Below are 13,830 nucleotides of genomic sequence, written 5' to 3' on the forward strand. Positions count from 1 at the left end.
CCGGGCAGTCCACGCTCAGGATGTCGCGGTGCTGCGGGTCGTGCTGCATGTCGTACAGCATGGCCAGCGACTGCACGGACGCCGCGAACGGCTCGAAGCTGGTCACGTCGCCGACGCGCTCGCCGTCGTACCAGACCTCGCGGTCGTCCTTGAGGCCCGCCAGGAACTGCGCGCCGGTTCGAGTGCTCATCGTCTAATGTCCTCGCTTAATCAACGCGACGAATCGCGCCACAGCTGGCCGGTGAACTCCTGTCGCAACGTCGGCTGAAAGCGTTCCAGCTCGATGCCGAGCCGCGGCAGCACCTTGTCCACCAGCAATTCGTTGCTCTTGAGCAGGGCGTCGATCGGCATCGGGCCGACCGACATCCACGGCACGATCAGGTTGGTATTCAGTGTCCTGATCATGTTTTCCAGCCGCCGGGTGACGGTATCCACCGAGCCACACAGGGAGTAGCCACGTTCGCGCACGGTGGCGGCGGTGTTGGCGATTTCGCCCTGCTCACCGGGATTGCGCAGCGCCTCGTTGAAACCGAACCAGTGGTGCCAGCGCGGCCACACGTAGCCCAGGCCGTTCTCCATCAGGGCGACCGCCTCTTCGTCCGTGTCGGCGATCAGAATCTCGCGGAAGTGGCCCAGGCCGCGGCCCCATTCGAGGTTGCGGCCCGCTTCCTGCGCGGCGCCCTGAAAGGCGTCGATGCAGCCGCGCACCAGCTCGTCGATGGGCGTGAACAGGATCGGGATGACCTCGTTTTTGGCCGCCCACTGCAGGGTGGCCGTGCTCATCGTGAACGGGATGTAGCTCTCGATGGTGGCCGGGTCCTGCAGCGTCATCGGCGCGATGCCGACCTTGTCCAGCATGCCGTCGGCGCCGACCATGCCGGGCGCCATGGCCAGCGTGGCCGGGTGGTTCCAGGGAATGCCGGGTGGCGGCAACTGCCAGTGCTGGCCCTCGTGCCGGAACAGCGACTCGCCCCAGGCGCGGCGGATGATGTCGTAGTGCTCGGCGAACAGTTCGCGGTTGGTGCGGTCGTGTTCCTGGTATTTCGGGTCGTTGGCGGAAGTCGACCAGGCGTTGTATTTCTGCCCGATGGTGGCCACATGGCGGGCCTGATAACCGCGCGCAAAGCCGGCCATCATGCGACCTTCCGAGAAGTGATCCAGCATCGCCAGGTCTTCGGCCATCAGCAGCGGATTGCGCGCCGGCAGCACGTTGCCCATTTGCCCGATACGCAGCTTGCGCGTTAGCCCGGCTGCCCAGCTGCCCAGCAGGATCGGGTTATTCGACAGCTCCAGCCCCTCCAGGTGGAAGTGGTGCTCGGAGAAAGACACGAAGTCGAAGCCGATGTCGTCCAGCTGGCGGATCAGCCGCGCGCAGTCGCGCAGCGTGTTCTGGTAGAAGTTCGGATTCTGGCCGGCGAAGCCTTGCTCGTACTGCGCAATCGTGGCCCCGGCGCTGGGCAGCAAAAACGCGCCCAGCCTGATCTTGTCGGTCATTTCGCATTCTCCTCACAGGGCCGCCAGCCTGGCGCTGGCACGGGCTGAAAAACGATCAATCCTTCGGCTAGAATACTAATATGTTAGCTCCCCATTCAAGCCAGACGCGGCGGGCCGGAAGGGCGCCCCGCGCCGGGCACGCCTATGAGCATCTGAAGGCGCGCATTCTGGAAGGCGACCTTGGCGCGGGCGACCGGCTGTCTGTGCTGGCACTGGCGCAGGCGCTTGCGTGCAGCCGGGTACCGGTAATGGAAGCGCTCAAGCGCCTTCAAAGCGACGGCCTGGTCGACATCGTGCCGCAGGTGGGCTGCCAGGTGGCGGTGCCGACGGCCGGCGATGTGGAGGATTTTTTCGCCGCCTTTGCAGCGGTGGAAGGCACGGTTGCGCGGCTGGCGGCGCAGCGACGGACCGAGACCGATCTGATCGCCTTCGGCCAGACCCTGGCGCGGATCGACCAGGCCATACAGGGTGCCGGCGGGCCGCAGGATCGCGATCCCGTCTACCGGCGCCTGAATCGTGATTTTCACGGTGCTATCCACGCCATGGCGCGGGCCCCGGCTGCCGGCGAAATCGCCGCCGCGCTGTGGGATCGCAGCGATTTCCTGATCAAGGTGGCGTTCGGCTCCCTCTATTTTTCGCCGCGGGTACGCGCTGCGCACGCCGCCGTGCGCGCGGCCATCACTGCGGGCGATGCTGCCACCGCCCAGGCGGCGATGACGCAGCATCTGGAGCAGGTCGGCGCCGCAGTGGCCTCGCGGTTGCGCGAGATGCAGCCGGACGGCGCTTAAACAACAACGCCTTATTAAGGACTATATTCAGGCTTTATTCAGTCTCTTGAGGCGGCCATGCGCTATTCATCGCAAGTCAAATCCATCAGCTACCTGAAGGCCAACGCGGCCGACGTATTGACGCAACTGGCCGAGCAGCGCGAGCCGATGGTCATCACTCAGAACGGCGAGGCCAAGGCTGTGATCCAGGACGTGGCTTCGTACGAACAAACGCAAGAAACCCTGGCGCTGCTGAAGATCCTCGCCCTGGGCAGTCAGGAAATCGAAGCCGGCAAGGTCAAGCCGGTGGCCGACGTGGTGGGGCGCCTGCGCGCCAAACGCGCCGCCGAGTAATGCCCGGCCAGCGCTACGAGGTTCTGCTTGCCCAGGGCGCCGAGCAGGACCTGGAATCGATCTACGACCACATCGCCGCGTTCGACTCGCCGACCAACGCTGACCACGTGCTGGACCAGATACTTGAGGTGGCGCAGCGCCTGGCGACGTTTCCGGGCCGCGGCAGCCACCCCAGCGAACTACTGGCGCTGGGCATCCACGACTACCGGCAAGTCACGTTCAAACCCTACCGGGTTATCTACCGGGTGATCGGCTCAAAGGTCTACGTCACTTTGATCGCCGATGGCCGCCGGGACATGCAATCGCTGCTCGCGCGCAGGCTGCTTGGGGCGTAGTGCGCGGCGCCGTCAGTGGCCAAGTATGGGTATCCGCCCGATCTGGCGCAGGATGCGACGCAGTTGGTCTTGCGGCAGGCGGAGTTGTCGACGGAGTATTCACAGTAGCCGCTTAAAAACTTCCAACTCCCAGGAGATCAAGACATGACCAATCACACCTACAAGATCGTGGAAATTGTCGGTTCCTCGCCGAACGGGACTGACGACGCAATTCGTAACGCCATCGCCGAGGCGTCGAAAACCCTGCGCCATCTGGACTGGTTCGAGGTGGTCGAGACGCGCGGTCACCTGGCCGATGGCAAGGTCGGGCACTTTCAGGTGCACCTGAAAGTTGGTTTCCGCCTCGAAAGCTGAGGCCCCCGTACCGGCCCTGGGTTATTCCATCGTCCCCCTGGAGGGAGCCAACGGCCCCAGAGTGGTTGTTGCTGTTGGCTTGGTCCGTGAGTCGGGTCAGTCGCCCACCGCGAGGCCCGCGGCAAGTTGCTCGAGCTCGGTGATCGGCGCGCTGCACTGCCCGCCGTGACACAGGTAGGCCACGGCCTCGCCCCGCGGCTGGCAGTGCGCCAGCACGCCCGGCAGGTCGGCGATGTCCGGAGGAATGGCGAATACCAGCCGGGTCGGCCGCTGCCCGGCGGGGTTGGCGCCGCGCGCGACCTCAAGCCAGGCACCGAGCACGCGCGGATCGGCCCGCAGGATCAGCGTTTGTGGCGGTAGCAGTTGTTCTTCGAGGGCCGTGAGCAGGCTGGCACTGGCCAGCGGGTGTTCCTGCAGCCGGTCAGCGGCGCTGCTGACAGTCCGAGCCGCCGCGTCCAGGTAGGTGGACTCGCCCAGCAGATGACCCAGCCGGCCCAGTGCGCGGGCGGCGATGGCGGCGCCCGCTGGCGTTGCCTCGTCGCCGAGCGGCCGGGTGCGCACGATGAGCCGCTCGTGGTCGTCGGCGGTATGGAAAAAGCCGCCCTGGGCGGGGTCTTCGAAATGCGTCAGCATGACCTGTGCGATGTCCGTGGCGAACTGTAGATGCGCACTGTCCCAGCGCGTTTGCAGCAGCTCAAGCAGGCCATCCAGCAGATAGGCATGGTCGTCCAGGTAGGCGGCCAGGTAGCCGAGGTCACCCTTGGCCACCGCCCGCAGGCGGCCGTCCTGCCAGAGCACGCGGCGCGCGAACGCCGCTGCGCCCGCGGCTGCGTCGATGAAGGCCGACTCCCCAAGATGTCGGCCGGCGCGGGCGAGACCACCGATCATGAGTCCGTTCCAGCCGGCGAGGATTTTGTCGTCGAGTCCCGGTCGCACCCGCCCGCTGCGGGTCGCGAACAGTTTCTGCATGGCACCACTGAGACTGACGGCAACCCGCTCGGGTGACAGCGCCAGTTCGCGTGCAATGTCCGCCACCTCGGCGCGCACCCGCAGGTGCCATTGATGCTCGAAGTTGGGGCTGCCGTCCAGGCCGAAGCGGCGCGACAGGACGGCCGCTTCTTCGGTCGTCAGAAGCGCCTGCGCCTGGGTCCGGTCCCAGGCGTAAAAGCGGCCTTCCTCACCCTCCGAGTCGGCGTCGAGGGCAGCGTAGAAGCCGCCGCCAGGCGCCTGCATCTCGCGCAGTGCCCATTGGCCGGTGGTATGCAGCACGGCGTCGAAACGCGGGCTGTTGCTCACCTCCGCGGCCCGCGCGTACAGGCTCAGCAACTGCGCGTTGTCGTAGAGCATCTTCTCGAAGTGCGGGATGTTCCACTCGGCATCCACCGAGTAGCGGAAGAACCCGCCTCCCAGATGATCATGCACTCCGCCGCGGGCCATCTGTTCCAGTGACAGCAGCGCCATGCGCAGCGCCTGTGCATCGCCGCTGCGGGCGTGCTCGCGCAGGCACAGTTCGAGCAAGGGTGGTTGCGGAAATTTGGGCGCACCACCAAAACCACCGTGCACCGGGTCAAACAGGCCGGCCAGTTCCGACACAGCGCGACGCAAGGGCGCATCGCCGAGCGTCTGCTCGGATGCCGTAAGCGTCTGGTGACGGGCCAGTGCCTCCAGCAGGGTGGCGTTCTGGGTCGCGATTTCCTCGCGATGCGTGCGGTAATACTCGTCAACCCGGCCCATCAGGTCGGAAAACGCCGGCAGGCCGTGCCGGGCCTCCCTGGGGAAATACGTGCCGCCAAAAAACGGCACCTGGTCCGGGCTCAGGAACATGGTCAGCGGCCAGCCGCCGCTGCGGCCGGTCAGCATCTGGTGCGCCATCTGGTAGATGCGGTCCAGGTCCGGACGTTCCTCGCGATCCACCTTGATGTTGACGAACAGCTCGTTCATGACAGCCGCCGTGGCGGCGTCCTCGAAGGACTCGTGCGCCATCACGTGGCACCAGTGGCAGGCCGAGTAGCCAATCGACAGCAGGATCGGCTTGTCCTGTGCCCGTGCCTGGGCCAGCGCCGCATCGCTCCATGGCTGCCAGTCGACTGGATTGGTGGCGTGTTGCAGCAGATAGGGGCTGCGCTCCGCAGCCAGGCGGTTGTGCGGGGAGGGAGTCGACATGGCTATGGGCGTTGACGAGCGGGAACGACTCATCATGCCGGATAATCGCCATCCATGTTGCACCATCCAGCCATTGATCCGATAGCTCTGCAGCTGGGCCCGCTGGCCATACGCTGGTATGGCCTGATGTATCTGCTCGGCTTCGCCGCCGCCTGGTGGCTGGGCCGGCGCCGGGTCAACGCGCCTGGCAGCGGCTGGCGGGTGGACGAGCTCGGCGACCTCATTTTTTATGGCGCGCTGGGCGCGGTGGTGGGCGGGCGGCTGGGCTACACCCTGTTCTATCAGCCTGCGTATTACCTGAGCCACCCCTTGGCCATCGTGCAGGCCTGGCAGGGCGGCATGTCGTTCCACGGCGGTTTGCTCGGGGTGCTGGTGGCGTGCTGGTTGTATGGACGCAAGACCGGCCGGGGATTTTTCGCGGTCACCGACTTCGTGGCGCCACTGGTGCCGACCGGGTTGCTGGCCGGGCGGCTGGGCAATTTCATCAATGGCGAGCTGTGGGGGCGGGTCACCGACGTGCCGTGGGGCATGGTCTTTCAAGGTGCCGGCGAGCTGCCGCGCCATCCGTCGCAGCTGTATCAGGCCGGGTTGGAAGGCGCGCTGTTGTTCGTCATCGTCTGGGTGTATTCGGCGCGGCCGCGGCCAACCATGGCGGTGTCGGGGGTATTCCTGCTCAGCTACGGAGCCTTGCGCTTTATTGGTGAATTTGCCCGCCAACCCGATGCCTTTATCGGCTTTGTCGCCTTCGACTGGCTGACCATGGGGCAGTTGTTGAGCCTGCCCATGCTGGCGGCGGGGGTCGTGCTGTTGGCGCTCGTCCGGCGGCGGGGCAGCGGAGGAAGCTGATGCACGGGTTCTTTGGTGAACTGGTGATCATCCTTACCGCCTCGGCGGTGGTGCTGGCGATCTTCCATCGCTTCCGGCTGCCGCCCACGCTGGGCTATCTGGCCACCGGCTTGCTGATCGGTCCCGGAGCGCTTGGCCTGATCGGCAACCGCGAGGCGGTGCAGTCGCTGGCCGAGTTCGGTGTGGTGTTCCTGCTGTTCTCGCTGGGCCTTGAATTCTCGCTGTCGCGGCTGCTGGCCATGCGCCGACTGGTGTTCGGTCTTGGTGGGGCGCAGGTGCTGATCTGCACGTTGGCGTTCATGGGCATGGGGCTTGCTCTGGGCGTGGAGCCGCGCCTGGCCTTGCTGATGGCGGCGGTGCTGGCGCTGTCGTCGACCGCGGTGGTGACGCGGGAACTGGCCCGCGCTGGCGAGCTGTACGCGCGCCACGGGCAGCTCGGCATCGCGGTGCTGTTGTTTCAGGACCTGGCGGCGGTGTTGTTCCTGATTCTGATCCCGGCGCTGGCGAACGAGGGCGACGGCCTGCCCATGATGTTGGCCATGACCCTGGCCAAGGGCACGCTGCTGTTCGCATTCCTGATCGGTGTTGGCAAATGGGTGCTGCCGCGGGTGTTTTTTGAGGTGGCCAAGACGCACTCCGAGGAGCTGTTCGTCCTGGCTGCGTTGCTGGTTGCGTTACTGGCTGCCTTGTTGACCGAAACCTTTGGGCTGTCGATGACGTTGGGCGCCTTCATTGCCGGCATGATGCTGGGCGAGAGTCATTTCCGGCACCGCATCGAGATCGAGATCCGGCCCTTCCGGGATGTGCTGCTTGGCATATTTTTTGTCAGCGTCGGCATGTTGCTGGTGCCAGCCGATTTGCTGGACCGCTGGCCGGCGGTGCTGGGCCTCACGGCCGGCATGTTGCTGTTCAAGACCACTTTGGTGGCCATGCTCGGCCGCTGGCTGGGGGAAGATCGCCTGACATCGTGGCGGGCCGGATTGCTGTTGGCGCAGGGCGGCGAGTTTGCATTCGCATTACTGGCCGTGGCGGGCAGTTATGGCATGGTGGAGCCGGCCCAGGTTGCCGTGGTGGCTGCCAGCGTGGTGCTCAGCATGGCGCTGACGCCGCTGATCGTGCGCCACAACGGGCGTATTGCCGCGTTCCTGGTGCGCGATCGCAATCCCGGGCCGACGGCTCCGGTGGACCTGGTCGATGTCAGCAGCATCACGGCCGAACTCAGCGGTCACGTCATCATTTGCGGCTATGGCCGCGTTGGCCAGGCGGTGGGCCGAATCCTGAGCCGCGAGGGCGTGGAATTCGCGGCCGTCGACGAGGATCCGGTGCGCGTACAGGAGGCGCTGCTTGGCGGCGAACGGGTGTTTTATGGCGACGCCCGCCGCCCGGCGCTGCTGCATGCGCTGGGCATTACCCGCGCGCGGCTGGTGGTGGTCAGCTTCACCGATCACCGTCACTCGCTGGCCATCGTGCGCGCCGTACGCGAACGGGCCGCGGATTTGCCGATTCTGGTGCGTACCGTCGACGATCGACACCGCGAAACGCTCAAACAAGCGGGCGCTACCGCGGTGGTGCCGGAAACCTTCGAAGCCAGCCTGACACTCGCCTCGCACGTGCTGGCGCTGCTGGATTTTCCGATGGAACGGGTCCAGCAAAGTGTGCAGGGCGTGCGCGAGGAGCGCTACAGTGTGCTGCGCGGTTATTTTCATGGCCAGCGTTCGCGCATCACCGACGTCGAGGGTCAGGAGCTGGATGTCCGCCACGCCGTGCCGCTGCCGGAAAAGGCACGCGCCGTCGGCCGTCGTCTGGCCGACCTGGATCTGGCCAAGGTCGGCGCCGAGGTACGCAATGTGCGTCGTGACGGCGCCGGTGAACTCGATCCCTTGCCCGGCCTGGTCCTGGAGGCCGGGGATGTGGTGGTTCTGTTCGGCACCGCCAGCCAGGTCGAAAACGCCGAGCGGCGTTTGCTCGGCGGCTAGGACAGCGCGCTCGCAAGGCGGGCGACGCGGTTGCCGGTCAGGGTCCGAACCGTTCCGTCAGGAAATCCCGCATGGCGGTAAAAGCGCGGCGGGCGACCTGCGGGTGGTACTGCGCTTGGCCGGGTGCGTCCGCTTCCGGCTCGCTGAACGAATGCACCGCGCCACCATAGGCGGTCAACTGCCAATCGGCACCAGCGGCGCGCATCTCCGACTCGAAGGCGGCCACATCGGCGGCTGGCACGTAGGGATCGTCCGCCCCATGCAGCACCAGCACGGCGGCGGGGATGCTGCCTTTCTGAGCCGGTAGAGGCGTGTCCAGATTGCCGTGGAAGGACACCACGCCCCGCAGGTCACGCCCGCTGCGCGCCAGTTCCAGCACGCTGCCACCGCCGAAGCAGAAGCCCACCGCCGCAAGCCGGCCGGTATCAAGGGGTGCCTGACCGGCCTGTTCGATCAGCACGTCCACGGCCTTGCTGACACGCGCACGTAGCAACGGCCGATTGGCGCGCGCGGCCCCCGCCGCAGCACTGGCCTCGTTGTCGTTGCTTGGCCGTACCGTGGCGCCATACACATCGGCCACCAGCACCACGTAATCCCGGCCGGCCACCCGCTTGGCTTGCTCGATCGCGGCCGGGGAGGGTCCGAGCCAGTTCGGCACCAGCACGATGCCAGGCCGTCGCGCGGCGCCAGCGTCGTCGTACACCAGCGTGCCGATGAAATCGGTGCCATCGAGCCGGTAGGTCAATTCGCGCTGCACCCACTCGGCGTGCGCAGCGCCGACCATCCCGAGCATGGCCAGCAGCCAACAGTAAAAGGTTCGCATTTCCTATCCTCCTTGAGGTCCGGTTCAAGAGCGGGTTTGCAGCCTGTCTCGCCCATGCGGGGCGCCGAAGTCCAGCACCGCGGCTTCCGGTCCCAGCGGGACGATGCCAAACGGGTTCAGGGTGCGCATGCTGCGATAGTAATTGGCCTTGATCTGGTCCAGGTCAACGGTCTGCGCCACGCCTGGGTGCTGGTACAGCTCGCGCGCGTAGGCGTGCAGGGTCGGATAGTCCACCAGTCGGCGCAGGTTGCACTTGAAATGATAGTGGTACACCGCGTCGAAGCGCACCAGGGTCGGGAACAGGCGCCAGTCCGCCTCCGTAGTCTGGTTACCGACCAGGAAGCGGGATCTGGCCAGTCGCTGCTCCAGCCAGTCCAGGGTGTCGAACAGGGAGGTCACCGCTTCCTCGTACGCTTCCTGCGTCTGCGCGAAGCCGGTGCGGTAGACGCCATTGTTCAGGTCGCGATAGACGCGCTCGTTGATGGTGTCGATTTCGGCCCGCAGGGCTTTGGGGTAATAGTCGCGTTGCGGATGCCGGGCAAAGGCGTCGAACTCGCGGTTAAGCATGCGGATGATTTCGGACGATTCGTTGTTCACGATGCTGTCATGGACCTTGTCCCACAGCACCGGTACGGTCACCCGGCCGCTGAATCCGGGGTCGGCGCGCTGATACAGCTCGTACAGATGGGACGCCCCGGTCAGGGGGTCCGGCTCGTTGAATTGCCAGCCGTAATCGCCTATGACCGGCGCCACGACCGTCAGGCCGATAGCCTGCTCAAGCCCCTTGAGCCGGCGCAGGATGACGGTGCGATGTGCCCACGGACAGGCCAGCGACACGTACAGGTGATAGCGCCCGGCCTCGGCGGCAAAGCCACTGCTGCCGTCGGCCGTCACCTGGCCGCGGATGCTTGAATCCGCCCGCAAAAAACGCCCACCGTCGGCCGTTCGGTGGTCGAAGACTTCCCAATGGCCGTCGATCAGCATGCCCATGGCGGGTCCTCCGAATGCAAGGCAAGCGCACCAAGAACGGCCGACTGCTGGCGCGTGTGTGGGTTCATTCCCCGGACGCCAGCCTGGCCAGCGCGGGCATCACCTCGCCGGCAAAACATTGCAGCGAGGCCAGTGCCTCGGCATCGCTGAGGTCTCCGAAACTGAACTCCAGCGCGAGGTAGTTGCAGGCGCCGTCGGCGAAGAATTCCGCTAGTTGCTCGTGCACACGGCCGGGGCCGCCAGTGACCAATATGCCCAAGTCTCGCGCAAGTGTGTAGGTGGGCGGGATCAGCGTATTGACCACATTGAAGGTGCGCCACAGCTGCATCAGGTTGTTGTAGAACACCGGATAGGCGCGCGCGGCCGTGCGTTCCGCATCGGCGTCGCTGGCGCCAACATAGATCTGTCTTAAGGCGCCCCTGCGCGACACGCTACCGGGGGCGCTCAAGTCATGCACGCCGCCGCGGCCGGCCTCGCGCAGTTCGGCATAGCGCCGCATCAAGCCGGAAAGGTGTTGCGTCGGTGCCAGCCCGACAACGTGCATGCCGCGTTCGGCCGCAAACGCGACGTTGGCCTCACTGGTGATGCCGTACCACAGTGGCGGTAGCGGCCGTTGCAGTGGTTGCAGCACCATCGGCGCACCCCGATAGCGGGCGCGGTGGCTCCGGTGATGCAGCTGCGGCTGCGTCAGTCCGGCAGTCAACGCATCCATGGCATTGTCGAACAGTTCCTTGCTGTCAAGAAAATCGACGCCGTAGTGACCCAGTTCGAACGGCGATACGCCGCGTCCGACGCCCAGGTCCAGCCGCCCACCGGAAAGGTGGTCGAGCATGCAGATCTCCTCGACCAGACGGACCGGCTCATACAAGGGCAGCAAATGGACCAGGCTGCCCAGGCGGATCGTCGTGGTGACCTGCGACAGCGCCGCCAGGAACAGCCCCGGTGAGGGCGCCAGGCCTAGCGGCGTAAAGTGGTGCTCGGCCACGTGGTAGGCGTGAAAGCCTGCCCGTTCCGCCGCTTGCACCAACTTGATCCGGCCGGCGTAGGTGTCGCGTGCCGGCTCGCCGGGCCGCTGCTCCAAATGGTCGAAAAGCCCAAAGGCGATGTGCTTCATATATGTCGCCCCAATGGAGGTGCTGGGCTGGCCATGGCTGTTCGTTAACGCCCAGGAGGGGGCCGACCCTTGGGCGCGCGGCGCCCATCAACGCACCATGGCTGTTCTATGAGCATGATCATGGCCGATGACGCCGCGGCGATCCCGCTCCTCCCTTCGACGTGGGCCCGAAGCGCTATTCCACGGCACTGTCGGCACTGCCGATGTGACTGGGAATCCCCGCTGGCTGTGTCACCCAGTCGTGGCGGGTGCAGCCATACAGCGACAGGCTGGGGGCCGGAAAGTGCGGGTCGGCAAAGCACCCGACAGCCACTACGACCGAGTCGGTGCCTTTCACGTCCCAGCAGACACTGCTGCCGCAGTCCGGGCAGAAGTGGAAGGTGATCTCGAACCCCCGCTCACCGGTGCGTTGATAGGTCTTGGTCTGACCCTGGACCGTGATGTTCTGGCCCGGGAACCATGCCCCCAGGTTGAAGGCGCTGCCGGTGCGCCGCTGGCACAGCTCGCAATGACACATCAGCACCCGCTTGGGTTCTCCGGTGCAGGTCACTTGCAGTTGGCCGCATTGGCACAGTGCTTTTCGTTCCATGACGCCTCCTCGATTGGTTGATCGGACGCTGGCCGCCGAGACCGAACGCACAGCCGATCTGGCGCGCCCCGGTTTGGTGGCTTTTTGTTAGACGGCGCCCGTCGAGCGCAGCCACTCGAAGCGTCGCTGCATCGGCTCGAAATAGTGTTGCCTCCATCCGGATTCCTGGTAGCTGGTCTGGCCGGCCGGCACCTTGCTGTGGTGCAGGGTCAGTAGCGTGGAGTCCGCGTCTGGCTCAAGCGTTATCTCGATTGATGAGTCGGCGTCGTCGGGCGAAAAATGCCGGGTTCGCCACGTCTGGACAATGCGCCGACCGGGGTCCAGCGCGACGGTTTTGCCAGTGATATAGCCATCCCAGGCGTCGAACGGATCGCCGACGTGGGGGCTGGCATGTGCCACGCCACCGGTCATCGCCGTATGCCCGTCGCTCGATAGCCACGCGTCAAAGATCTCCTGCGCAGTGGCGGCCAACCTGACGGTAAGAGTGAACTCATAAGTCATGGCCACGCTCCTGCGAACACAGTTCGCGGTTATGGTCCCGGAGGTTCAGGCGTGAGGCCAGTCGGCATCCGCGCCTGAGCGGTCTGGTACCTCAACCAGCTTGAGGTACTAGCCTGCCTGATCCAGGCGCAGTCTGCACGTTTGGTGCATGCACAGACCGGCCTGATGGTCGCGGCCGGCGTCAATACGCCGATTATTGAAGCAGCTTGTTGATCTCGCTGACGATGTCGTCGTCCAGCGCGCCGACTGCCGCGGCCAGGTGAAAGCGGCTGAGGAAAAACTCGTACCGCGCCCGGGACAGGTCACGTTCGATCCCGGTCACCCGCTGGATGGCGTTCAGAACGTCGACACGGGTGCTGGTACCGGCCTCGATGCCGCGTTCTGTCGAGACCACGGCCAGCTGAGCCGCCTCAAGCGCCTGTTCGAGGGCGGGGATCTGGAGTGTGCCCTGCACGTTGCGCGCAAATGCCTGCTGTGCAGTCAGCGAAAGTCGTTTCAGGCCGGCATCGAACTGATGACGAGTCGTGTCGATGGTTGCACTTGCCTGGCGAATCAGCGCCGTCGTGCCGCCGCCCTCGAAGATCGGAATCATGACCTGTACGCCGACGTAATCGGTCAGGTATTTGCGGTCTATGGTATTGACGGTATCGCCCTGGCCGTATTGCCGGCCCGCCACCAGATCGGCGGTGGGAAAGTGGCGGGCGCGGTTGGCCTGATAGTTCTTGCGGGCAGCTTCCAGTTGGTGGCGCAGGCTGGCCAGCTCCGGATTGGCCACTTCCAGTTGCTCAAGCCAGGGCTCAAGCGTTGCTGGTGCCGGCGGCGCAGGCCGAAACTGCGGCAGGTCGATGTCTGCCAGGTGGTCGGGTTCCAGGCCAACGGTGGCCTGAAAATTCTGCCGCGCGTTATCCGCCGAGAATTCTGTCTGCATGAGTTGCGCCTGTGCCTGTTTCAGGCGCGCCTGGCTCTCGTGAATATCGATGCGGGTGCCGTAACCGGCCGAAAACGCCTTGTCCGCGAGCATCTGCTGGCTGGTGTACGCGTCGAGTTCCGCGCGCGAAGCTTTCACCTCGGCGGCGGTCTGCAGCACGCCAAAATACGCGTCCGCGGCTCGCAGGGCCGCCGCCTGGCGCTCTTTCTCGTACTCAGCCTCGGCTGCGGCGACCTGCGCCTGGGCGGCGGAAAACTGATGCCAGGCTTGCAACCGGAACAGCGGCTGTCGCAAGGTCAACCCCGCATTGCGGGCACTGTACGCAGTGTCGGTTTCCAGCTGCTGGTTGGCCTGGGTAAAACGATTATTGGTTTCGTTAGCGGTCTGCTGCCCGGTCAAGGCAATGCGCGGCAGCAGGTTCGCTCGAGCCAGCGGAATGTTCTGCTGCGTCGCCTGCAGAGCGGAGCGGGCCGCCAGATAGGTCGAGTCATTGCCCAGGGCCGCCAGATACGTGTCCAGAAGATCGATCGCGCCGACCGTCGGCGTGCCCAGCGACAGCACGCACACAGCAAGCAGTGGAGCTTTGCGCATCAGGC

Annotated in this window: 15 protein-coding genes; 6 read left to right on the forward strand and 9 right to left on the reverse strand. The window is 65.4% G+C overall.

Features of this window, described 5'->3' with window-relative positions; genetic code table 11:
• Both ABZF37_RS10925 and ABZF37_RS10930 read right to left on the reverse strand, forming a co-directional pair.
• A partial coding sequence (locus ABZF37_RS10925) for a 4-hydroxyphenylacetate 3-hydroxylase N-terminal domain-containing protein (RefSeq protein WP_372719811.1) occupies window positions 1-190 on the reverse strand: 190 nt, incomplete at its 3' end.
• Window positions 191-210: 20 nt separating this feature from the next.
• Window positions 211-1,494: an LLM class flavin-dependent oxidoreductase gene (locus tag ABZF37_RS10930; protein ID WP_372719813.1), complete on the reverse strand. Its 1,284-nt coding sequence runs from the start codon at window positions 1,492-1,494 to the stop codon at window positions 211-213.
• An 80-nt stretch (window positions 1,495-1,574) separates the two neighbouring features.
• Here ABZF37_RS10930 and ABZF37_RS10935 point away from each other — a divergent pair, with 80 nt between their 5' ends.
• The 4 genes from ABZF37_RS10935 to ABZF37_RS10950 all read left to right on the forward strand — a co-directional run bounded on the left by ABZF37_RS10935 (window position 1,575) and on the right by ABZF37_RS10950 (window position 3,304).
• Window positions 1,575-2,282, forward strand: coding sequence for a GntR family transcriptional regulator (locus ABZF37_RS10935; protein ID WP_372719815.1), 708 nt, complete (start codon window positions 1,575-1,577; stop codon window positions 2,280-2,282).
• Window positions 2,283-2,339: 57 nt separating this feature from the next.
• Window positions 2,340-2,615, forward strand: coding sequence for a type II toxin-antitoxin system Phd/YefM family antitoxin (locus tag ABZF37_RS10940; RefSeq protein WP_372719817.1), 276 nt, complete (start codon window positions 2,340-2,342; stop codon window positions 2,613-2,615).
• Window positions 2,615-2,950, forward strand: coding sequence for a type II toxin-antitoxin system RelE/ParE family toxin (locus ABZF37_RS10945; protein ID WP_372719819.1), 336 nt, complete (start codon window positions 2,615-2,617; stop codon window positions 2,948-2,950). Before ABZF37_RS10940 ends, ABZF37_RS10945 begins: the two co-directional genes overlap by 1 nt.
• Window positions 2,951-3,094: 144 nt before the next feature.
• Entirely contained in the window at window positions 3,095-3,304 is a 210-nt protein-coding gene (locus ABZF37_RS10950; protein ID WP_372719821.1) for a dodecin, read from the forward strand.
• Window positions 3,305-3,400: 96 nt separating this feature from the next.
• Here the strand turns inward: ABZF37_RS10950 and ABZF37_RS10955 are convergent, their stop codons facing one another.
• Complete coding sequence (locus tag ABZF37_RS10955) at window positions 3,401-5,467, reverse strand: thioredoxin domain-containing protein (RefSeq protein WP_372719823.1); 2,067 nt, start codon at window positions 5,465-5,467, stop codon at window positions 3,401-3,403.
• Between the two features lie 54 nt (window positions 5,468-5,521).
• On the opposite strand from ABZF37_RS10955, the gene lgt reads away from it, so the two are divergent.
• Both lgt and ABZF37_RS10965 read left to right on the forward strand, forming a co-directional pair.
• Window positions 5,522-6,313 (forward strand): prolipoprotein diacylglyceryl transferase, encoded by a 792-nt coding sequence (gene lgt / locus ABZF37_RS10960; RefSeq protein ID WP_372719825.1) that lies wholly within the window; start codon window positions 5,522-5,524, stop codon window positions 6,311-6,313.
• Entirely contained in the window at window positions 6,313-8,289 is a 1,977-nt protein-coding gene (locus tag ABZF37_RS10965) for a cation:proton antiporter (RefSeq protein WP_372719827.1), read from the forward strand. The genes lgt and ABZF37_RS10965 overlap by 1 nt, the downstream gene beginning before the upstream one ends.
• Window positions 8,290-8,326: 37 nt before the next feature.
• On the opposite strand, the gene ABZF37_RS10970 is transcribed toward ABZF37_RS10965, so the two are convergent.
• The 6 genes from ABZF37_RS10970 to ABZF37_RS10995 form a co-directional block, all read right to left on the reverse strand.
• The gene (locus tag ABZF37_RS10970) at window positions 8,327-9,112 is read right to left on the reverse strand and encodes a dienelactone hydrolase family protein (protein ID WP_372719829.1); all 786 of its coding nucleotides are present in this window, start codon (window positions 9,110-9,112) and stop codon (window positions 8,327-8,329) included.
• Window positions 9,113-9,136: 24 nt separating this feature from the next.
• On the reverse strand, window positions 9,137-10,102 hold the full coding sequence (locus ABZF37_RS10975) for a glutathione S-transferase family protein (RefSeq protein ID WP_372719831.1): 966 nt from the start codon (window positions 10,100-10,102) through the stop codon (window positions 9,137-9,139).
• 64 nt (window positions 10,103-10,166) lie between these two features.
• Window positions 10,167-11,216, reverse strand: a complete 1,050-nt coding sequence (locus tag ABZF37_RS10980; RefSeq protein ID WP_372719833.1) for an LLM class flavin-dependent oxidoreductase — start codon at window positions 11,214-11,216, stop codon at window positions 10,167-10,169.
• A gap of 175 nt (window positions 11,217-11,391) precedes the next feature.
• Window positions 11,392-11,805, reverse strand: a complete 414-nt coding sequence (locus tag ABZF37_RS10985) for a GFA family protein (protein ID WP_372719835.1) — start codon at window positions 11,803-11,805, stop codon at window positions 11,392-11,394.
• An 87-nt stretch (window positions 11,806-11,892) separates the two neighbouring features.
• Window positions 11,893-12,306: an SRPBCC domain-containing protein gene (locus ABZF37_RS10990; protein WP_372719837.1), complete on the reverse strand. Its 414-nt coding sequence runs from the start codon at window positions 12,304-12,306 to the stop codon at window positions 11,893-11,895.
• A 193-nt stretch (window positions 12,307-12,499) separates the two neighbouring features.
• Window positions 12,500-13,830: TolC family outer membrane protein (locus ABZF37_RS10995; protein ID WP_372719839.1), on the reverse strand; the 1,331-nt coding region annotated here is incomplete at its 5' end.

It is taken from the genome of Immundisolibacter sp., assembly GCF_041601295.1.
GTDB lineage: Bacteria > Pseudomonadota > Gammaproteobacteria > Immundisolibacterales > Immundisolibacteraceae > Immundisolibacter.